General features: G+C 65.4%; 17 protein-coding genes. 10 read left to right on the top strand and 7 right to left on the bottom strand.

The window, feature by feature from the left end; all coding sequences use genetic code 11:
- Nucleotides 1-35: 35 nt before the first annotated feature.
- Nucleotides 36-782: a hypothetical protein gene (locus ACNFH5_RS24750; protein ID WP_416750594.1), complete on the top strand. Its 747-nt coding sequence runs from the start codon at nucleotides 36-38 to the stop codon at nucleotides 780-782.
- Nucleotides 783-834: 52 nt separating this feature from the next.
- Nucleotides 835-2,109, top strand: a complete 1,275-nt coding sequence (locus ACNFH5_RS24755) for a hypothetical protein (protein WP_416750596.1) — start codon at nucleotides 835-837, stop codon at nucleotides 2,107-2,109.
- Nucleotides 2,110-2,374: 265 nt separating this feature from the next.
- On the opposite strand, the gene ACNFH5_RS24760 is transcribed toward ACNFH5_RS24755, so the two are convergent.
- Both ACNFH5_RS24760 and ACNFH5_RS24765 read right to left on the bottom strand, forming a co-directional pair.
- A complete protein-coding gene (locus ACNFH5_RS24760; RefSeq protein WP_416750598.1) occupies nucleotides 2,375-3,709 on the bottom strand; it encodes a sigma 54-interacting transcriptional regulator in 1,335 nt (444 codons plus the stop codon).
- 131 nt (nucleotides 3,710-3,840) lie between these two features.
- Nucleotides 3,841-5,331, bottom strand: coding sequence for a RimK family protein (locus ACNFH5_RS24765; RefSeq protein ID WP_416750600.1), 1,491 nt, complete (start codon nucleotides 5,329-5,331; stop codon nucleotides 3,841-3,843).
- A gap of 140 nt (nucleotides 5,332-5,471) precedes the next feature.
- Here ACNFH5_RS24765 and ACNFH5_RS24770 point away from each other — a divergent pair, with 140 nt between their 5' ends.
- Nucleotides 5,472-6,566, top strand: a complete 1,095-nt coding sequence (locus ACNFH5_RS24770; RefSeq protein ID WP_416750602.1) for a GNAT family N-acetyltransferase/peptidase C39 family protein — start codon at nucleotides 5,472-5,474, stop codon at nucleotides 6,564-6,566.
- A 2-nt stretch (nucleotides 6,567-6,568) separates the two neighbouring features.
- On the opposite strand, the gene ACNFH5_RS24775 is transcribed toward ACNFH5_RS24770, so the two are convergent.
- The 3 genes from ACNFH5_RS24775 to ACNFH5_RS24785 are packed head-to-tail and all read right to left on the bottom strand — an operon-like array spanning nucleotide 6,569 to nucleotide 8,649.
- Nucleotides 6,569-7,225 carry a response regulator gene (locus ACNFH5_RS24775; RefSeq protein ID WP_416750604.1) on the bottom strand — a complete coding sequence of 219 codons (657 nt, stop codon included), beginning with the start codon at nucleotides 7,223-7,225 and terminating at the stop codon, nucleotides 6,569-6,571.
- On the bottom strand, nucleotides 7,222-8,490 hold the full coding sequence (locus tag ACNFH5_RS24780) for a histidine kinase (RefSeq protein WP_416750606.1): 1,269 nt from the start codon (nucleotides 8,488-8,490) through the stop codon (nucleotides 7,222-7,224). The genes ACNFH5_RS24775 and ACNFH5_RS24780 overlap by 4 nt, the downstream gene beginning before the upstream one ends.
- Nucleotides 8,491-8,649 (bottom strand): hypothetical protein, encoded by a 159-nt coding sequence (locus tag ACNFH5_RS24785; protein ID WP_416750608.1) that lies wholly within the window; start codon nucleotides 8,647-8,649, stop codon nucleotides 8,491-8,493.
- A 169-nt stretch (nucleotides 8,650-8,818) separates the two neighbouring features.
- Between ACNFH5_RS24785 and ACNFH5_RS24790 the strand changes: the two genes are divergently transcribed.
- The 7 genes from ACNFH5_RS24790 to ACNFH5_RS24820 all read left to right on the top strand — a co-directional run bounded on the left by ACNFH5_RS24790 (nucleotide 8,819) and on the right by ACNFH5_RS24820 (nucleotide 14,918).
- Nucleotides 8,819-10,021, top strand: coding sequence for an ABC transporter substrate-binding protein (locus ACNFH5_RS24790; protein ID WP_416750610.1), 1,203 nt, complete (start codon nucleotides 8,819-8,821; stop codon nucleotides 10,019-10,021).
- Between the two features lie 27 nt (nucleotides 10,022-10,048).
- Nucleotides 10,049-11,017, top strand: a complete 969-nt coding sequence (locus tag ACNFH5_RS24795; RefSeq protein WP_416750612.1) for a YVTN family beta-propeller repeat protein — start codon at nucleotides 10,049-10,051, stop codon at nucleotides 11,015-11,017.
- An 11-nt stretch (nucleotides 11,018-11,028) separates the two neighbouring features.
- Nucleotides 11,029-11,760, top strand: coding sequence for an ABC transporter ATP-binding protein (locus tag ACNFH5_RS24800; protein ID WP_416750726.1), 732 nt, complete (start codon nucleotides 11,029-11,031; stop codon nucleotides 11,758-11,760).
- Nucleotides 11,757-12,575, top strand: coding sequence for an ABC transporter permease (locus tag ACNFH5_RS24805; RefSeq protein ID WP_416750614.1), 819 nt, complete (start codon nucleotides 11,757-11,759; stop codon nucleotides 12,573-12,575). The genes ACNFH5_RS24800 and ACNFH5_RS24805 overlap by 4 nt, the downstream gene beginning before the upstream one ends.
- A 105-nt stretch (nucleotides 12,576-12,680) precedes the next feature.
- Nucleotides 12,681-13,256 carry a PQQ-dependent catabolism-associated CXXCW motif protein gene (locus tag ACNFH5_RS24810; RefSeq protein WP_416750616.1) on the top strand — a complete coding sequence of 192 codons (576 nt, stop codon included), beginning with the start codon at nucleotides 12,681-12,683 and terminating at the stop codon, nucleotides 13,254-13,256.
- 80 nt (nucleotides 13,257-13,336) lie between these two features.
- Entirely contained in the window at nucleotides 13,337-14,002 is a 666-nt protein-coding gene (gene agmR, locus ACNFH5_RS24815) for a response regulator AgmR (protein ID WP_024764454.1), read from the top strand.
- 55 nt (nucleotides 14,003-14,057) lie between these two features.
- A complete protein-coding gene (locus tag ACNFH5_RS24820; protein ID WP_416750619.1) occupies nucleotides 14,058-14,918 on the top strand; it encodes an EamA family transporter in 861 nt (286 codons plus the stop codon).
- Nucleotides 14,919-15,457: 539 nt separating this feature from the next.
- Here ACNFH5_RS24820 and nahK read toward each other — a convergent pair.
- On the bottom strand, nucleotides 15,458-18,085 hold the full coding sequence (nahK, locus tag ACNFH5_RS24825) for a hybrid sensor histidine kinase/response regulator NahK/ErcS' (RefSeq protein WP_416750621.1): 2,628 nt from the start codon (nucleotides 18,083-18,085) through the stop codon (nucleotides 15,458-15,460).
- Nucleotides 18,015-19,172 (bottom strand): nitric oxide-sensing protein NosP, encoded by a 1,158-nt coding sequence (nosP, locus tag ACNFH5_RS24830; protein ID WP_416750623.1) that lies wholly within the window; start codon nucleotides 19,170-19,172, stop codon nucleotides 18,015-18,017. The genes nahK and nosP overlap by 71 nt, the downstream gene beginning before the upstream one ends.
- Nucleotides 19,173-19,194: the final 22 nt, after the last annotated feature.

A 19,194-nucleotide genomic window follows, 5' to 3' on the forward strand; every position in this document is an offset into this window, starting at 1 on the left:
GAACGGAAGGCAGGAATCCTTCCGGGGAGAACAATATGAAACTGATCCCGCTGCTTGCCGCCACCTGCATAGTGGCCTGCCTGCCGGTCCAGGCGGAAAGCGTCTTCAAGCCGATCGAGCTGAAAGATCAGGAGCTGGCCCAACTTCGCGGCAAGTACGTGATGCCTGGCCGGGTCATCAGCTTCGGCATCGTCATGAGCAGCACCTGGAAGAACGCCGTGGGCGACAACATCGGCGCCAAAGTGAGCATGCAAGTCCAGGAATCGACGATCAAACCGCAGTTCTACGTTTCCACCATCAACGAACCGGCCAGCGGCAATCCCGCTCCGCCGGCCGCAGGCACCGGCACGGTCACCGGCGGCGCCGGCCTCAACCAGACCCAGGGCGTGACACAGAGTGTCCGTGCCGCGGGCGACTACAACACTGTCGCCAACAACGTCAGCATCGACGTGAAGGAAGCCGACCAGGCCCCGCCTGTCGTCGCCCAGCAGGGCACACCGTTGAACAGTACGCCGATCAGCGCCAGCAACGCCGCCGGCACCGTCAGCGTGTCGCCCAGCAATGGCGGCGTGCAGATGGCAATCAACGCCAACGGCCAGGGCGCCGCCATGCAGCAACTGGCTGCCGGCGGGCTGCTCCAGGCTGCGCAGATGGTGGGTGGAAATAATGCCGTCAATAACCTGGCACAGCTCAGCGTGGTGCTCAAAAACAACCTTCCGTCGTCCGGAGCGCTCGACTGCAATCTCGACCAACTCAAAGGGCTTCGCACCATGGGTATGTGATCTACGCTCCAGTGCGACTGTGAGGTCCAACCTATAAGAAGGACAGCGCGCCATGCACCGATCGCTATCGCTAGGAACTGCAATCTGTGTATCCGCATTACTCCCCTCGAGCTTCGCCGCTGCCGCGACGGAAGCCGAGGTGGAGGCGTTGAAACAGGAGCTGCTGGAGCTCAAGCAGCGCTACGAGGCCCAGCAGAAGGCCCTGATGGTGCTTGAACAGCGGGTACGCCAGGTGGAAGAAGCGCCGGCCGCGCCCGCCCAGCCCAAGCGCCTGGTTACCTCCACCGGCAAGCCGACACCGCCTGGCACCGGCAACACCGTTGCTTCCAGCGGCAGCTCCTACGGCGAGTCGCTCAAGGACGACGCCAGTCCGCCCAAGAGCGTGGAGAACCTCTACGACGAGGCCAGCGGCTTCTTCGGCAACGGCACATTCAGTGTCGAGACGGGCCTCACCTACACCCACTACGACACCAAGCAGTTGATCCTCAACGGCTTCCTGGCGCTGGACACCATCTTCCTGGGCAACATCGGCGTGGACAATATCAACGCCGACAACTGGACCCTGGACCTCACCGCCCGCTACAACTGGAACAACCGTTGGCAGTTCGATATCAACGCCCCCGTGGTGTACCGCGAGAGCACCTATGAATCGGCCGGCGCCGGCAACTCTACCGCGCAGTCCACCGACGAGAAGGTAACCCGCGACCCGACACTGGGCGACGTCAACATCGGCATCGCCTACAAGTTCATGGACGAAACCGAGTCCCGCCCCGATGCGGTGGTCAGCCTGCGGGTCAAGGCGCCCACCGGCAAGGAGCCCTACGGCATCAAGCTCAAGCGCGCCTCGGACAACGACAACCTCAACGTGCCCGAATCGCTGCCCACCGGCAACGGCGTGTGGTCGGTCACCCCCGGCATCTCGCTGGTCAAGACCGTGGACCCGGCCGTGCTGTTCGGCAGCCTTTCCTACACCTACAACTTCGAGGAATCCTTCGACGACATCAGCCCCACCCAGGGCGTCAAGCAAGGTGGCAAGGTCGACCTCGGCGACTGGTTCCAGATCGGTGCGGGTGTGGCTTTCGCCCTCAACGAGAAGACCAGTATGTCGTTCTCCTTCTCCGACCTGATCGCCAAGAAGAGCAAGATCAAATCCGATGGCGGCGACTGGACCAGCGTCACCGGCAGCGACGCCAACGCGGCGTACTTCAACTGGGGCCTGACCTATGCATGGAGCCCCAACCTGACCATCGTGCCGAACCTGTCCATCGGCATCTCGCCGGATGCGCCGGATTTCAGCTTCAGCGTGAAATTCCCGTATTACTTCTGACGGCTCGGCTGTCCCAACGCAAAGGCCCCTTTCCGGGGCCTTTGTCATTTCCAGAGAGATTCATATGTACGTAGGAGCGGACTCCGTCCGCGATGGGTTTGCCTTGCTCCCCGACTAATCGGAGCGGCGTCGAGTCAATCGCGGACAGAGTCCGCTCCTACGTGAAGCCAGCGCGAATTGCCCGATCCGGGATTGTTGCGACACCCTCCGAATCGCGGCGAGCAACGGATCCGCGCCCGTTCCCGCCCCGACCGGTATCCCCGCCCTAGCGCAACTGATGCTTGTGCAACAAGCGATAGAAGGTCGGCCGCGAGATGCCCAGCATCCGCGCCGCCACGCTGAGGTTGTCGCCGTGCCGGGCCAGTGCATCGCACATGGCCTGGCGTTCGGCACCGAGCTTGTACTCTTCCAGGGTCACCAGCGGCGAATGCACCGCGCGTCCCTTTTCCCGCTCTAGGCCCAGATCACGCGCCTCGATCTGCCGCCCTTCCGCCAGCACCAGCCCACGCCGCACCCGGTTGGCCAGCTCGCGCACATTGCCCGGCCAGCCATGCTCGGCCATGGCCGCCAGCGCGTCGTCCGAGAAACGCCGCGGACGGCGGCCGGTCTCGACGCTGTAAAGATGCGCGAAATGATTGGCCAGCAGCGCCAGATCGCCATTGCGTTCACGCAGCGGCGACGTGGACACCTGCAGGACATTGAGCCGATAGTAGAGGTCCTCACGGAACTGCCCGGCACGGATCGCCTGCTCCAGATCGACGTGGGTCGCCGCCAGCACCCGCACATCGACTTCGATGGGCTGGCTGCCGCCGACACGTTCGATCTGCTTCTCCTGCAGCACGCGCAACAGGTTGGCCTGCAGCTCCAGCGGCAGGTCACCGACTTCATCAAGGAACAGCGTGCCGCCGTTAGCCTGTTCGAAGCGGCCGATCTTGCGCTGGTGCGCCCCGGTGAAGGCACCCTTCTCGTGGCCGAACAGTTCGGACTGGATCAGCGCCTCGGGCATCGCCCCGCAGTTGATCGCCACGAACGGCCGGATCGCACGGCGCGACTGGCGGTGCAGCGTGCGCGCCACCAGTTCCTTGCCGGTACCGCTTTCGCCGCGGATCAGCACGGGGGATTCGGTCGGCGCGAATTTCGCGAGCAACTTGCGCAGTTCGCGCACATCGCGGCTTTCGCCCAACAGTTCGTGCTCATGCTCATCGATGTGCACGCTGCCGCGCCCGCGCAGGCGCGCCATACCAAAGGCGCGGCCGAGGGTGACCTGCACCCGCGCCACATCGAAGGGTAAGGTATGGAAATCGAAGAACCATTCGCTGACGAAATCGCCCACTTCATTCAGAGGCAATACGTCCGGGCTGAGCACGGCTATCCACTCCGTACCGCTGCGGCTGATGAGTTCCTTGACGGACTCTCGGCGTTCGAGATGCCGGGGTTGCAAACGCAGCAGGCCGACGTCACAACCGCGATTGCTGGCGTTATCCAGCTCGCAGCTGTCTACCTCCCACCCTGCTGCCCGTAGTCCGGGTAATAACCTGCGGCAGTCGTCGCATGGATCGACCACCAGCAGGCGACGAAGATTCGTGGCTGCCTCGAGCATGCTCCCTTCCTTGGCGCCATTATTTTGAAAAACTTTAAAAAACAGACGGTTGGCGCTCCAATTTGTAAAGCTAGCAATATCTTGACGCCACCCATTGACCGATTTCCTATAAGGTCAATGACGAATCGTTCTCACCAGCCCTGCCCGCGCCGCTTGACTTCCAGGCGCCGCACGAATTCTTCCAGCACCAGCTTGTAGAGGTCGTCCCCCAGGTACACATCCTCAACCCCGCAGTCGATGTTCGGGTTGTCGTTCACCTCGATCACCACCACCCGGTCCCCGGCCTGCTTCAAGTCCACGCCGTAGAGCCCGTCGCCGATCAGGTTGGCGGTTCTCACCGCCAGATCCACCACCTTGCGCGGCGCCTCGTGGACGGCCATGGTGCGAAAATCACCGCTGACTTCCTGGGCATCCGGGCTGTGGTCGTAGATCTGCCAGTGTCCCTTGGACATGAAGTACTGGCAGGCGAATATAGGCTTCTGGTTCAAGACGCCGATCCGCCAGTCATATTCGGTATAGAAGAACTCCTGCGCGAGCAGCAGCACCGAGCGTTCGAACAGCTCGGCGCTGGCCTTGAGCAACTCGTCCTGGTTGCCCACCTTGATCACCCCACGGGAGAAGCTGCCGTCGGGAATCTTCAGCACCAGCGGGAAGCCCAGGCGCTGGCCAACCTTCTCCAGCTCTTGCGGGTTGTCCTTGTAGAGGATTTCCGTGGCCGGCATGCCCAGCTTGTGGCTGCGCAACAGATCGGCAAGGTAGACCTTGTTGGTGCAGCGCAGGATCGACACCGGGTCGTCCATCACCACCATGCCTTCGCTCTCGGCCTTTTTGGCGAAGCGGTAGGTATGGTCGCTGACACTGGTCGTCTCACGGATCAGCAAGGCGTCGTACTCGGCCAGGCGCGAGTAATCCTTCTTCTCGATCAGCTCGACGTCGATGCCAAGGCTGCGGCCAATGCGGATGAAATTCTTCAACGCCTTGCGGTCGGACGGCGGGAAGGCCTCCTCCGGGTCATGCAGGATCGCGAGATCGTAGCGGTACTGCTTGCGCGAGCGCGGCTTGCGCCAGACCTGCCGGCTGAAGCCTTCCAGCGCAGCTGCGAACTGGTCCTCCTGGTCCTCGCGCAGCTTGTGGATGTTGCCCGGTTTCACGCCCTCGATATGCCAGCCACGGTTCTTGCGGAACTCCACCAGCAGCATCGGGCACGGCAGCGCCTCGAACAGCTGGCGCGCCAGGTCCTGCAACGGCTCGATATCGGTCCTGCCGAAGTACAGGGTCAGGGTGAAACCGTCAGTGCTGCCGTACGGATGGTCGGCCAGCGCCTTGTCGAGGGTCTTCTCCAGGTCTTCCAGCGCCAGGCTGTACAGCGACTTCTTCGCCAGCTCGCTGATGCTGCGCACCGACGGAATCACTTTGTGCCCGCGCGCCTCGGCCAGTAGCGAGCAGTAATAGCCGTGGCCCAGGTACTTGTAGTTGCGGCACAGGTTGATCACCTGCACGCGCTTGCCGTTGTCGTCGTCGATGGGCATCTCCAGGTATTGCTGGGCGGTGACCACGTCTTCGCTGGGATAGTAGGAGGCCCAGTCTTCCTTGCGTTCCACGATAATGAACAGCTTGCTCACGACACCTCCGAAGCTGGCCCGCGCTTGCCGCGCCGATGGGCCAGGACAATACTGGTTGCTGCTTCGACCGCACGACACAGCGCCCGTTCGCAGCCAGCACCGACACGGTGCTCCCTCGCAGATTAACGAATGCTTACCCTATGAAACTCCAGTTCCGCGCCGCCTCCGCCGACGACCTGCATGCCCTGGTCGAGATGGAAAACCGCTGCTTCGAACATGACCGCCTGTCCCGCCGCAATTTTCAGTGGATGATCACCCGCGCCCATGCCAGCCTCACCGTCGCCGAATCCGACGGCCAACTGCTCGGCTACGCCCTGGTGCTGTTCCACCAGGGCACCTCGCTGGCGCGCCTGTACTCCATCGCCGTGGATGAGCGCGCCCGCGGCATCGGCTTGGGCCAGAAGCTGCTGGACTGCGCCGAGGCTGAGGCGCTGGAGAACGACTGCGCCTACCTGCGCCTGGAAGTGCGCCCGGACAACCGCGGGGCGGTTGCCCTTTACGAACGCAATGGCTACCGCCCGTTCGCCACGGTGCGCGACTACTACGAAGACCATAGCGAAGCCTTGCGCTTCGAGAAGCGCATCCGCCACATCAACGAGCGTACCCACCGCCACGTGCCCTACTACCGGCAGACCACCGAGTTCACCTGCGGGCCTTCGGCCCTGCTGATGGCCATGGGCGCACTGGAGCCCAAGCGCCGCCTGGAACGCCGCGAGGAACTGCGCCTGTGGCGCGAGGCGACCACCATCTACATGACCGCCGGCCACGGCGGCTGCAGCCCGCAGGGGCTGGCGCTGGCGGCGCAGCGCCGGGGATTTCGCGTGCAATTGCAGTTGTCGGAGGATGGCCCGTTGTTCCTCGATGGCGTGCGCAGCGAGGAAAAGCGCGAAGTCATGCGCCTGGTCCACGAGGACTTCGCCGCCGAGCTGGCTCGCAGCGACGTGGAGCAATTGCTGCTCCATCAGTTGGACATCGACAGTGCGCTGGAGGCTGGCGGCCAGCCGCTGGTGCTGATCAGCAGCTACCGGCTGACCCGCTCCAAAGCACCGCACTGGGTGACCGTCACCGATTGCGACGAGGACTTCGTCTACCTGCACGACCCCGACGTCGACCACAGCCAGCACCGCGAGCCGCTGGACTGCCAGCACATTCCGGTGAGCCACGCCGAGTTCGAGCAGATGAGCCGCTTCGGCCGCAGCAAACTGCGCGCGGCGGTGATCCTCTACAAGCGCTGAGGCTAGCCGGCCAGCGCTTCGCCACCCACCCGCAACACGCCGGTATCGATCGCCAGATGCACCAGTTCGGCGTGTGACACCACCTGCAGCTTCTGCTTGAGCAAGGTGACGTGGTTCGACACTGTCTTGGCGCTGATGCACAGGTGCTCCGCCACCTGCCGCACCGGCAGGCCACGGGCGAGCATCACGAAGATCTCGAACTCACGCTGGGTCATGCCCTGCAGGCGCGGGTCCTGATCGTTGCCGCCCTGGGGCTGGCGCGCCAGCTGTGTGGCCAGCGGCTGCTCGATGTAGGCATGGCCGGCCAGGATTCGCCTGACCGCCTCCACCAGCACTGCCGGCGACGCGCTCTTGGTGATGTACCCCGCCGCGCCGGCATCCAGCGCCTGGCGCACCAGCGGCAACTCGTCATGCATGCTGAAGAACAGCACGCGCAGTTGCGGCAGGCGCTGGCGCAACCGGCGGGTCACTTCCAGCCCGCTGATGCCGGGCAGACCGATATCCAGGATGACCAGGCTGGGCACGCTGCGCTGCGCTGCCTCCAGCGCGGCTTCGCCATCGGCGGCCTCGCTCACTTCCACCTCGGGGATGAGCCCGCGCAGCAGCGAGGCGACACCGTCGCGCACCACGAAGTGATCGTCCACCAGCAGAATCTTCACCCGCGCTCTCCTTCCAGCGAGTCTTGCGTCAATGGCATCCACAGGCGCAGCGCCATCCCGCCACCGGGTCGGCGACGCAGGTGCAGTTCACCGCCCAGGCAACGGGCGCGCTCCCGCATCGAGCGCATGCCGATGCCGGCACGCGGCAGGCCGCTGCAGCCTCTGCCGTCGTCGCGCACCCAGAGCAGCAACCGGCTATTGCGCTGGCGCAGGACCACTCGCACATGGCTGGCGCCGGCATGGCGGGCAACATTGGTCAGCGCCTCCTGCAGCAGGCGGTACAGGTGCGCCTTGGCCGATGCCGGCAGCACCGGCAACTCATCCAGCCGCAACCGGCAGGCCACGCCCTGGCTGGCTTGCCATTGTTCGATGTGCAGGCGCAGCGCTTCTTCCAGGCTGACCCGCTCCAGCACCAACGGGTACAGGTCGCGCACCAGCGCGCGGAAGCTTTGGTTGAGCCCCTGGCAGTGCTGCTCCAGGCGGTCGAGGGTAGCGATACCTGAGCCCTCGCGGCTCTCCAGGCTGCGTAGCAGGAATACCTGCGCACGGATGCCGGCGAGGTACTGACCGATGTCGTCGTGCAGTGCCTGGGCCAATCGCTGGCGCTCGCGCTCCTGCACGGCGAGCAGCGCACGGGTCAGCTCGGCGTTCTCCGCGCAGGCACGCTCCAGTGCGGCGGCCATGCCGTTGAAGCCAACGGCCAGGCGCTGCGCCTCGGGTAACGAGTGATCCGGCAGACGCACCTGGAACTGGCCACGGGAGACATCCCCCAGCGCGTCCTGGAGTTGCTCCACCACGTGCAAACCACCTCGTACTGCCCAGCGGATCGCCAGCAGGCTGGCCAGCAGCGACACGCCAAACAGCACCAGCAATTGCATCAGCGAGTCGCGCACCTCATCGATTTCATCGCGCGGGTCGAGGCTCAACTGCACGCGCCGGCCATCGGCGAGGGTCAGCAGGGTCGGCGCCGCCAGGTCGGGATACAGGCGGGCGACCAGCCATTCGTCCAACCCGGAACGCGGCGCTGGCGCCGGGGTGCCCAGCCAGTGCACGCGCACATGACGCAGACCGGCAGTGAGGCCTGGATCGAGGCTTGCCGGGTCACGCAACGCCGCTTCCCCCAGGTAGTCGAGCACGCCTCGGGCAGCGTCCATCTCGCGGCGCACGTCATCGTTGCCCTGGTGCAGCAATACCGCGAGGCAAACGGCCGCCAGCAGACCGAAGAACAGCCCGACCAGCAGATTGATCCGCCACAGCGCAGACATCTACGGCGCGCTGCGACAGGCAGTGACGCAATTGATTGGCGGTGTTGGCGCACGCAGTTCCGCCGCCGGCAGGTAACCGTTGCGGGTGTAGAGAAAATCGAAGCCGAACAGGCTGAGCATCAGCAGGATCGGCAGGACGAGAGTGACGGCGATACGCATGGCGACGCTCCTCTTCTGATTCTTGTAGCGCCATCCTAGGACGCGGGCGCGGCGCGCAACCTACTACCTTGGTACTGCCCCACCGGTACTTTCTGCATATTTGCCGCGCCCCGGGCGATTCCTATGCTGGCCGCACAACAACAAGCCGCATCGACAATGGGAGTCGCCCATGCGCCAGTTCGTCCTGCACGGCGTGGCCTATCTGCTCGCGGTCGCCTGCGCCGCCCTGCTCAGCCTCGGCGTACGCGCAGAGGAATCCGCCGCGCTGGAAATCCGCATTGGCTACCTGGGCTACACGCCCGATCCCGGCCCGCTGCTGTCCAACGTCATCCCCGAGCCCACCGATGCCGGCCTGCGCGGCGCCGAACTGGCGATCACCGACAGCAACAGCACCGGGCGTTTCCTCAAGCATCGCTACAGCCTGGAAGCCGCCAGTACCGACTCGCCGGAAAAGCTGCTGAACGAAGCCAGGCGCCTGCACGACGCCGGCCTGCGCCTGTTTGTGGTCAACGCCCCGGCGGACACGCTGCGCCAACTGGCCGCCGCGCTGCCGGACAGCCTGCTGTTCAACGCCGGTGCCGCCGATGACGAACTGCGCGCCAGCCAGTGCGCGGTGAACGTGCTGCACACCCTGCCCAGCCGGCTGATGCTGACTGACGCCCTCACCCAGTTCCTGGTGCTGCGCAAGTGGACACGCTGGCTGCTGATCGTCGGCCAGCGTCCGGAAGACACCCTCTACGCCAATGCCCTGCGCCGCTCGGCCAAGCGCTTCGGCGCGAAGATCGTCGAGGAAAAGCCCTTCACCTTCGACAACGACCAGCGCCGCAGCGCCCAGGCCGACATGGCGCTGTTCACCCAGTCCAGCGAGGACTATGACGCCGTGCTGGTAGCCGACGAGCACGGCGATTTCGGCGAGTACGTGCCCTACAACACCTGGCTGCCACGCCCTGTCGCCGGTACCCAGGGATTGGTCGCCAGCGGTTGGCACAAGACCGTGGAAACCTACGGCGCCGCGCAGTTGCAGAAGCGCTTCGAGGAGCACGCCGGGCGCTGGATGAACGACCGCGACTTCGCCGCCTGGATCGCCGTGCGCAGCATCGCCAGCGCCGTTACCCGCCTGCGCGACGCCGACGCGATGGCGATTCGCACGCTGTCGCTCTCCCCCGACCTGCCGCTGGACGGATTCAAGGGCTACAAGCTCGGCTTCCGCCCGTGGGACGGCCAGCTACGCCAGCCGATCCCGCTGGTGCAGCCGCGCGCACTGGTCAGCACTTCGCCGCAGGAAGGCTTTCTGCACCCCTCCAGCGAGCTCGACAGCCTCGGTCTCGACGCACCGGAAAGCCAGTGCCACCTGGCCGATGCGAAGCCATAAGAAGAACATTCCATGAGGAACCTGCCCATGCCCCGCCTGCTTGCCCTCTCCTGCCTGAGCCTCGCTCTCGGGCTGATGTCACCCGCCTTCGCCGCCACCGCCTACGTGTCCAACGAAAAGGACAACAACCTCAGCGTCATCGACCTCGACACCCTGACTGTCACCGGCACCATCGACACCGGCAAGCGCCCGCGCGGCCTGGCGCTGTCCCACGACAACAAGCTGCTGTACATCTGCGCCAGCGACTCGGACACCGTGCAGGTGCTCGACCTCGCCACCCGCAAGATCATCAGGCAACTGCCGTCTGGGGCCGATCCCGAGCAGTTCGCCCTGCACCCCAATGACCGCTGGCTGTACGTCTCCAACGAGGACGATGCGCTGGTGACGGTGGTCGACACCCAGACCGCCCAGGTACTCGGGCAGATCGACGTCGGCGTCGAGCCCGAGGGCATGGCGGTGAGCCCGGATGGCAAGTGGGCGGTGAACACCAGCGAGACGACCAACATGCTGCACTGGATCGACACCTCGACGCAGAAGCTGGTGGACAGCACGCTGGTGGACCAGCGCCCGCGCCATGCCGAATTCACCCACGACGGCTCGCAGGTGTGGGTCTCGGCGGAGATCGGCGGCACCGTCAGCGTGGTCGATACCGTCAGCCGCAAGATTCTCAAGACCCTGCGTTTCGCCATCCAGGGCGTGCACCCGGACAAGGTGCAGCCGGTTGGCGTGCAGCTGACCGCCGATGGCAAGCTGGCCTTCGTCGCCCTCGGCCCGGCCAACCATGTCGCGGTAGTGGACGCGAAGACCTTCGAAGTCCTCGACTACCTGCTGGTGGGCCGCCGCGTCTGGCACCTGGCCTTTACGCCGGACGAGAAGACCCTGCTGGCCACCAACGGCGTCAGTGGCGACGTCTCGGTGATCGACGTGGCCTCGCGCAAGGTCACCAAGTCGATCAAGGTGGGCCGCTATCCATGGGGCGTGGTGGTGACGCCATGAACGCAGCCACCATGAATGCGCTGGCGGTTCGCGATCTCGGCTTCTCCTACGGCCCGCGCCGCGCCCTCGACGACCTCGCGTTCGAGCTGCCTGCCGGGCGCTTCACCGCCCTGCTGGGCCCCAACGGCGCCGGCAAGTCGACGCTGGTCGCCCTGCTCACCCGGCTCTACGACCTGCAGCAGGGCGAGATCGACGTGCTCGGCTGCAGCCTGCGCCGCCAGCCGCGCCTCGCGCTGCGGGAACTGGGTGTGGTGTTCCAGCAGAGCACCCTGGACCTGGACCTGAGCGTGGAACAGAACCTGCGCTACCACGCCGCCCTGCACGGCCTGCCGCGCAGCGTGGCGAACCAACGGATCGATGCCGAGCTGGCCCGCCAGCAGTTGCTGGAACGCCGCCGCGACAGGGTGCGTGCCCTCAATGGCGGACACCGTCGCCGGGTGGAGATAGCCCGCGCGTTGCTGCATCGCCCTCGCCTCCTGCTGCTCGACGAGGCCAGTGTCGGCCTCGACCCGGCGGCGCGCCAGGCGCTCAACGAACACGTGCGTCGACTATGCCGCGAAGACGGCCTGGCGGTGCTCTGGACCACCCACCTGCTGGATGAAGTGCGCGCCGAGGATGCGCTCCTGGTGCTCGACCGTGGCCGGCTGGTCGCCCGTGGCGAGACACGGGAAGTCTGTGCGCCCGATGCCGGCAACCTGGAGCGCACCTTCGAGCGTCTGACCCGCCTGGAGGCTTGCGCATGAAGGCCCTGGAAAACCCGCACTTCGGCCCCGGCGCTTACTGGCAATGTCTGCGTGGAATCGTGGTGCGGGAGTGGCTGCGCTTCGTCCTGCAGCGTTCTCGCTTCCTCAGCGCACTGGTGCGCCCGCTGCTCTGGCTGCTGGTGTTCGCCGCCGGCTTCCGCGCCGCGCTGGGTATCTCGATCATCGAGCCGTACGACACCTACGTCACCTACGAGACCTACATCGTACCGGGGCTGTGCTGCATGATCCTGCTGTTCAACGGCATGCAGGGTTCGCTGTCTATGGTCTACGACCGCGAGATGGGCAGCATGCGCGTGCTGCTGACCAGCCCGCTGCCGCGCGCCTTCCTGCTGGCCAGCAAGCTGCTGGCCACCGCGCTGGTGTCGCTGCTGCAGGTCTACGCCTTCCTGCTGATCGCCTGGCTGTATGGGGTACAACCACCGGCCATGGGGCTACTGGCGGCGCTGCCGGCGTTGCTGCTGGCCGCCCTGCTGCTCGGGGCGCTTGGGCTGCTGCTGTCCAACGGCATCCGCCAGCTGGAGAACTTCGCCGGGGTGATGAATTTCGTCATCTTCCCGCTGTTCTTCCTGTCCTCCGCGCTCTACCCGTTGTGGAAAATGCGCGAGGCGAGCCAGTGGCTCTACTGGCTGTGCGCGCTGAACCCGTTCAGCCACGCCGTGGAACTGGTGCGCTTCGCGCTGTACGAGCGCTTCAACCTGCTCGCCACGGGCGTCTGCCTGGGCCTGACGTTGCTCTTCGCCAGCCTCGCCGTAGTGACCTTCAACCCGCAGCACGCCGCCCTGCGCAAGGGGTGAAACCTACTACTTTGGTACCGGTTCGCCCCTCCGGACGTCGAATTTCCAAAGCCGCACAGCCGGCATCTAATGGCCACTACAAGAAGAACGACTAGAGATACCGCCATGCCTCGCCTTGCTTCTGCCCTGTACGGCCACGCGAGCGGCTGCCTCGCCGCGTGCCTGCTCAGCCTTATCCTCGCGCTCCCGACTGCGCAGGCCGAGGACGCGCCGCTGTTTTCCGCCGACGGCTACCGCCAGGCCCAGTACCGCAGCCCCACGCCGCCTTCTGCCGACCACGCCGTCACCCTCGACACCGCCGCCCTGCAGGCGCTGCTCAAGCGCGAGCCGCAGACCCGGCTGGTGGACGTCTACCGTCGCACCTTTCTCAACGGCCGGTTCGTCGAGGACGAAAAGCATCGCAACCTGCCTGGCAGCCTGTGGCTGGCCAACGTCGGTACCGGCACCCTGGAGCCGCAGTGGCAGGCCTACCTGGAGCAGAATCTCGCCCATCTCACCGAGGGCGATGCCACACGCCCGCTGGTGTTCTACTGCCGTTCCGACTGCTGGATGAGCTGGAATGCCATACGCCGCGCACATGCGCTGGGCTATGCCAGCCTCTACTGGTACCGTGACGGTATCGACGCCTGGGAACAGGCAGGACTGCCCCTGCAGGACGCCCAACCGCAACCGCTTCCGTGACACCTGCTTCCGTGACACATGTAGTAGCCTGCGACCGCAAGCCGCTCGCCACCCATAACGACAACAACGAGGTGTAGGCCATGTACAAGATCCTGATCGCGGATGATCACCCGCTGTTCCGCGAGGCCATCCACAACGTCATCGCCGACGGTTTCCCCGGCAGCGAAGTGATGGAGACCGCCGACCTCGACAGCGCCCTGGGCCTGACCCAGGAACACGACGATCTCGACCTCATCCTGCTCGACCTGAACATGCCCGGCATGCATGGCCTGAACGGGCTGATGAGCCTGCGCAACGAAGCGCCGACCATTCCGGTGGTGATCGTCTCCGCCGAGCAGGACAAGCAGGTCGTCCTGCAAGCCATCACCTACGGCGCCGTAGGCTTCATCACCAAGTCCTCGCCGCGCGTGCAGATGACCGAGGCCATCGAGCAGATTCTAAACGGCAACGTCTACCTGCCCTCGGACATCATCCGCACGCAGAAGTCCTCGCCGCGCCGCAGCGGCCAGGAGGACCACAGCATCCCGCCGGAACTGCTGCAGGCGCTGACCCGCAAGCAGTTGCTGGTGCTGGAACGGATGACCAAGGGCGAGTCGAACAAGCAGATCGCCTACAACCTGGAAATCGCCGAAACCACGGTGAAAGCCCACGTCTCTGCGATCCTGCGCAAACTGAAGGTGCACAACCGTGTGCAGGCCATCCTCTGCGCGGGCGATATCGACTTCGCCGCCTACCTTCGGCGTTGAAGCGAGGCCCGCTGATTCATAACGTGCCGTTGCGACCGCTACCGGAAACCACTCGATGCCTTCCACCCGCACCCTGAGCCTCACCGGCCTGGCGATGGTCGCCTTCGCCGGCAACTCCCTTCTCTGCCGCCTGGCCCTGAAGGCCACCAGTATCGACGCGGTGAGCTTTACCGGCATCCGCATCTTCTCGGGCGCGCTGATGCTCACCCTGTTGCTGAAACTGCGCCGCCGCGTCGCCAGCGAAGGCGGTAACTGGCGCGCGGCGGCGGCCCTGTTTGTCTATGCCGCGGCTTTCTCCTATGCCTACGTGCAGTTGGACGCCGGCACCGGCGCACTGCTGTTGTTCGGCGCGGTGCAGGTGACCATGATCCTGGTCGGCCTGCTGCGCGGCGAAAGCCTGCGCGGGCAGGCGCTGCTGGGCTTCCTGCTGGCCCTGGGCGGCTTGCTCGCCCAACTGCTTCCCAGCGCCAACGCTCCGCCACTGGCCGGCGCGCTGCTGATGCTGCTGTCCGGTGTGGCCTGGGGTTTGTACTCGCTGCTCGGGCGCAAGGGCAGCGATCCGCTGGCAATCAGCAGTGGCAACTTCGTCCGTGCTATTGCCTTTGCGGCCTTGCTGGCGGTGTTCTTCCACTCGGATCTGAGGGTGGACGCCCTGGGTGTGGTTTATGCCGTGCTATCCGGCGCGGTGGCGTCGGGAATCGGCTATGCGATCTGGTACAGCGCGCTGCCGGGACTGTCGGCGATCCAGGGCGCGTCAGTGCAATTGAGCGTGCCGATTCTGGCAGCCCTGTCCGGCGCCGTGCTGCTGGGCGAAGCCATCAGCCTGCGCCTGGCGCTGGTGTCGCTGGCGGTGCTGGGCGGGATCGCCCTGATCCTGCTGGCCAAGGTACGCGCACCCGTCGCCCAGCGCGCGTGAAAGAGCGCTTTTCGTAGGAGCGAGCTTGCTCGCGAACGATGTTTCCGCATTGGGCGGTTCGCGAGCAAGCTCGCTCCTACAATTCCTGCTCCCGCCAGCTATTGCCCTCAAGCTCGCCCAGAAGGAGGGAATTGGATGTAACCACCCCCCTCCGACACGATCTGTCCCCTCTGCCTGTGGGAGAGGGTGAGGGCAAGTTCAAACGACGGAGCCTCGTTGCAGGAGCGGACCTTGTCCGCGAATCCGGCCGGCTGAAACTGCTATCAAGGTACGCGCGCCCATCGCCCAGCGCGTCTGAAAGAGCGCTTTTCGTAGGAGCGAGCTTGCTCGCGAACGATGTTTCCGCATTGGGCGGTTCGCGAGCAAGCTCGCTCCTACAATTCCTGCTCCCGCCAGCTATTGCCCTCAAGCTCGCCCAGAGGGAGGGAATCGGATGTAACCAAACCCCCTCCGGCACGATCTGTCCCCTCTCCCTGTGGGAGAGGGTGAGGGCTGATCCGTGCACAGAACTCTCCTCCAGAATGGGACCAGCGCCCGACTCAGTGCGCACCATCGATCAGATGACACAGCGCCGTCTTCAGCTTCATCGGCCGCACCGGCTTGTGCATCAGCGTATGCCCCAGCTCACGGACCTGCTGCTTCAGCTCATTGCTGTAGTTCGCCGTGATCATCAGCGCCGGCAGCGGCGTGCCGCGCCGGGCGTTGATCGAGGCAACGGCATCGACGCCGTTCAACCCGTCGTCGAGGTGGTAATCGACGATCAGCAGATCCGACTCGGCGTGGAAGTTGTCCACCTGGCGCGCCAGGTCCTCTTCCGACAGCGCCGTCACCACCTGGCAGCCCCAGGTTTCCAGCAGCGTGCGCATGCCGGCGCAGATCGAGGCATCGTTATCCAGCACCCACACACGGGAACCGCGCAGGCGCTCCACCAGGTCGTCGGCGGTACGCTCCGGTTCCGGCGCGCTGCGAGCGACGCGGCGAGCCAGCGGGACTTCGATGGCGAAGCGCGAGCCCTTGCCCGGCACCGACTCCACCTGGATGCGATGGCCGAGCATGCGCGCGATCTTCTCGACGATGGCCAGGCCCAGCCCCAGCCCGCGATCCTGATGGAAGCGCTGCACATCGCCACGCTTGAACTCCTGGAATATCTCGCCAAGCTTGTCGGCGGCGATGCCCACGCCGGTGTCCCAGACCTCGATCCACAAGCTGTGTCGGCGTCGCCGGCAGCCCAATAGCACTCTGCCTGAAGGCGTGTAGCGGATGGCATTGGTCAGCAGGTTGCGCAGAATCCGCGCCAGTAGCTGGATATCGCTGCGCACCTGCGCGCCACTGGGCACGAAGTCCAGCGCCAGACCTTCGCTGGCGGCCACCTGACTGTATTCAGCGGCAAGGTTGCCGAGCAGTTCGCTGACATCGAACGAGGCGATGTCCGGCTTGATCACCCCGGCATCCAGCTTGGAGATGTCCACCAGCGTGCCCAGCAACGTCTCCACATCCTCCAGCGACTGGCTGATATTGCGCACCAGCGCCTCGCCACTGCGTTCCTGGAGCGCGCTGGTGAACAGCCGCGCAGCATTCAGCGGCTGCAGCAGGTCGTGGCTGACGGCGGCAAGGAACTTGGTCTTCGACAGGTTGGCCTGCTCCGCCTCGCGCTTGGCTTCGCGCAGGCGGCCCTCGACCTGGCTGCGCTCATCGATCTCGCGCTTGAGCTGGTCGTTCAGGCTGGTCAGCTCGGCAGTGCGCTCACGTACCCGCTGCTCGAGGTTCTGGTAGGCCTGGTGCAGCGCCTCGGCAGTGCGGCGGCGCTCGGTGATATCGCGGATCAGCACGAACAGCCCGCTCACCGTACCGTCAGCCTGGCGGTTGGGCACGTAGGAGCGCTGCATGTAGCGCTCCTGCCCGGCAAGGTTGGTCTCGGCGATCTCGAAGGTCACGCTCTCGCCCGACAGCGCGCGCTCGAAGTACGGCTCCAGGCGCTGGCAGTGCTCGGCGCTGTGCACCTCGCGCAGGTTGCGCCCGAGCATCGAGCCGCTGGGCCAGCGGTACCACTCCTCGTAGACCTTGTTGGTGAAGTCGTAGTCGAGGTCCGCAGTCAGGTAGGCAATCAGCGCCGGAACCTGATCGGTGATCAGGCGGATCCAGCGCTCGCTTTCGCGCAGCGCCTCGGCATGCCGGTAGCGCTCGGTGATGTCGGTGAAGGTGTTGACGAAGCCGCCGGTGGGCAGCGCGTGGGTGCGGATTTCCAGCATGCGCCCGTCGAACAGGCGTTGCTCGATCACGCCCTCCGCCTCGCCCTTGCGCGGCCGGCTGCGCGGGGTCAGCAGCGGCAGTTCGCTGTCGGCCATGACCTCGGCGAAGGGCCGGTGTGCCTCGATCGGCGCCAACCCGCAAAGTTCCAGGAAGCGCCGGTTCCACAGCTCCAGCGCGCCATCGGCGCCAACCATGGCGACGCCCTGGGACAGGTTGTCCACGGCGCGCTGCAGCAGGTGCGACTTCTGCGCCACCGCCTGTTCGCGGCGGGCCATTTCATTCTGCTTGATCTCGGTGATGTCGCTGTAGAGCACGACCAGGCCGCCGTCGCGGGTCGGCCGCTCGGTAACGCGTACCCAGCGGTCATTACGCAGGCGATAGAGGGTGTGTTCGTCGTCGTTGCTGCGTTGTTCCTCGACGATCAGCCCGCTGCTCTGCGCCAGCCGGCGTACTTCGGCGAGCCGCGTTCCTGCACCGACACGGGCGCGGGTCTGCGCCCAGAACGCACGGAAGCGCTCGTTGTACAGGACGATGCGCTGCTGCGGATCGAACAGCACGAAGGCGTCGGAGATGCTCTCGATGGCATCCAGCAGGTGCTGGTGCGCGGTCTCGGCGCGCAGGCGCGCATCGCTGAGCAGTTGGTTGCTGGACTTCAGCTCGACCATAGCCTCGCTCAGCGCGTCGGTGCGTTCGCGCACCTGCTCGGCCAGCACCACCGAATGCTGGAAGGCACCGTAGGCGTTGTCACCCCGCGAGGCAGCCGACTCGACACGCTCGATCAGCGCCGCATTGATCCGCTGCAGCTTGTGATTGTCGCGCTGCAGCTCATCGATGCGCGCGAGCAGCTCAGCATCCGGCGTTGCCCCGAGGACGGCCAATGGCGACACCGGTGAAGGTCTGGTTGATATGCATGCCATTGAATTGTTCCCCGTAGGTGTTGAAGCCGATCACCTGCTGGCTGCGGAGAAACTCGGCGGTGGGTTCGGTATCGCCGGCCACCTCCAGCTCCAGGCGCCGCAGGAAGCAGTCGCAGCCAATGGTCAGCAGTGGCGGCCCGAGGCGTTCGTGCAGGCGCTGAAACTGCGCTTCGAGCCCCGGCAGCAACGGCCCGGTGCTCATGGCGGTGAGGACGATGCCGTTCTCCACTGCGCAGTAGAAGGTCAGGCTGAGGTCGTCGTTGACCTGCTGGATGGAGCGTACGTAGTACTGGTCGCGCACCCGCACCGCCAGCGGATGCGCCGGGAACAGCGAGAAGTCCAGTTGCTCCAGCGGCACCCCGACCAGCCGGGCGAACTCCAGCGCAGCCGGCTCGGCGTTGAGCTCCAGCACACGGCGGCTGTCGCTGTCGGCGCGGGTGACCACCAACTTCTCCTCGCTGGGCAGCACGTGGTGGGTGGTGAACACCTCGAAGTCCAGCCAGGTATTGAACAGCACCACCACCGCCGCGCCCGTGTGGAACTGGCCCTGGTAATAGACGTGGGTGTGGGTCAGGTGATTGTCGTCGCCGGCCGAGCCGCCGAAATGCGGGATGGCACCCAGCGCAGCGCTTAGCGCGGCGAGCACCACCTCCTCGCGGCTGGAAAGCCCGTCGAGCAGGGTCAGGGCGAAACTGTGGTCCTTGATCGGCGCCAGCCCGGCGCTGCGGCAGTCCGCCACCAGCGACTCGACCATCTGTTGCGCGTCGATCAGGCTGAAGCGCTCCATCTCGTCCACCAACGCACAGGAGATGGCGAAGCTGCGCAGATCGAACCCGACGGCAGTCACACAGCCACGTCCATAGCCCTGCGGGGTGATCTCCCCTGCGGTGGTGCAGCCGGCCAGGTCGATGCCGCCGAAGTACTGCTCCAGCGCGGCGGCGAGCGCCGGCAGGTCGTATTCGGCAGAACAGAAGAACAGCACAAAGCCGAGGTTGGGGTGGATCAGCTGGCGCGCCAGGTCCTGGGCCACCGCCTCGACGTCGCGGGCACTGGACATGCCGCGAACGACTCCTTGTGTTTCGTGCATGGCGTACGCCCAGTCAGGATAT

Origin of the sequence: Pseudomonas sp. NY15435, from assembly GCF_048068295.1 — a bacterium.
Lineage (GTDB): Bacteria > Pseudomonadota > Gammaproteobacteria > Pseudomonadales > Pseudomonadaceae > Pseudomonas.

Coding starts and splice junctions, on each gene's coding strand:
- ACNFH5_RS24755 (WP_416750596.1), top strand. CDS start 835: ATGCACCGATCGCTATCGCTAGGAACTGCAATCTGTGTATCCGCATTA.
- ACNFH5_RS24810 (WP_416750616.1), top strand. CDS start 12,681: ATGCCTCGCCTTGCTTCTGCCCTGTACGGCCACGCGAGCGGCTGCCTC.
- ACNFH5_RS24805 (WP_416750614.1), top strand. CDS start 11,757: ATGAAGGCCCTGGAAAACCCGCACTTCGGCCCCGGCGCTTACTGGCAA.
- ACNFH5_RS24800 (WP_416750726.1), top strand. CDS start 11,029: ATGAATGCGCTGGCGGTTCGCGATCTCGGCTTCTCCTACGGCCCGCGC.
- nosP (WP_416750623.1), bottom strand. CDS start 19,172: ATGCACGAAACACAAGGAGTCGTTCGCGGCATGTCCAGTGCCCGCGAC.
- ACNFH5_RS24820 (WP_416750619.1), top strand. CDS start 14,058: ATGCCTTCCACCCGCACCCTGAGCCTCACCGGCCTGGCGATGGTCGCC.
- ACNFH5_RS24780 (WP_416750606.1), bottom strand. CDS start 8,490: ATGTCTGCGCTGTGGCGGATCAATCTGCTGGTCGGGCTGTTCTTCGGT.
- ACNFH5_RS24760 (WP_416750598.1), bottom strand. CDS start 3,709: ATGCTCGAGGCAGCCACGAATCTTCGTCGCCTGCTGGTGGTCGATCCA.
- ACNFH5_RS24795 (WP_416750612.1), top strand. CDS start 10,049: ATGCCCCGCCTGCTTGCCCTCTCCTGCCTGAGCCTCGCTCTCGGGCTG.
- ACNFH5_RS24770 (WP_416750602.1), top strand. CDS start 5,472: ATGAAACTCCAGTTCCGCGCCGCCTCCGCCGACGACCTGCATGCCCTG.
- agmR (WP_024764454.1), top strand. CDS start 13,337: ATGTACAAGATCCTGATCGCGGATGATCACCCGCTGTTCCGCGAGGCC.
- ACNFH5_RS24750 (WP_416750594.1), top strand. CDS start 36: ATGAAACTGATCCCGCTGCTTGCCGCCACCTGCATAGTGGCCTGCCTG.
- ACNFH5_RS24790 (WP_416750610.1), top strand. CDS start 8,819: ATGCGCCAGTTCGTCCTGCACGGCGTGGCCTATCTGCTCGCGGTCGCC.
- ACNFH5_RS24785 (WP_416750608.1), bottom strand. CDS start 8,649: ATGCGTATCGCCGTCACTCTCGTCCTGCCGATCCTGCTGATGCTCAGC.
- nahK (WP_416750621.1), bottom strand. CDS start 18,085: ATGGCATGCATATCAACCAGACCTTCACCGGTGTCGCCATTGGCCGTC.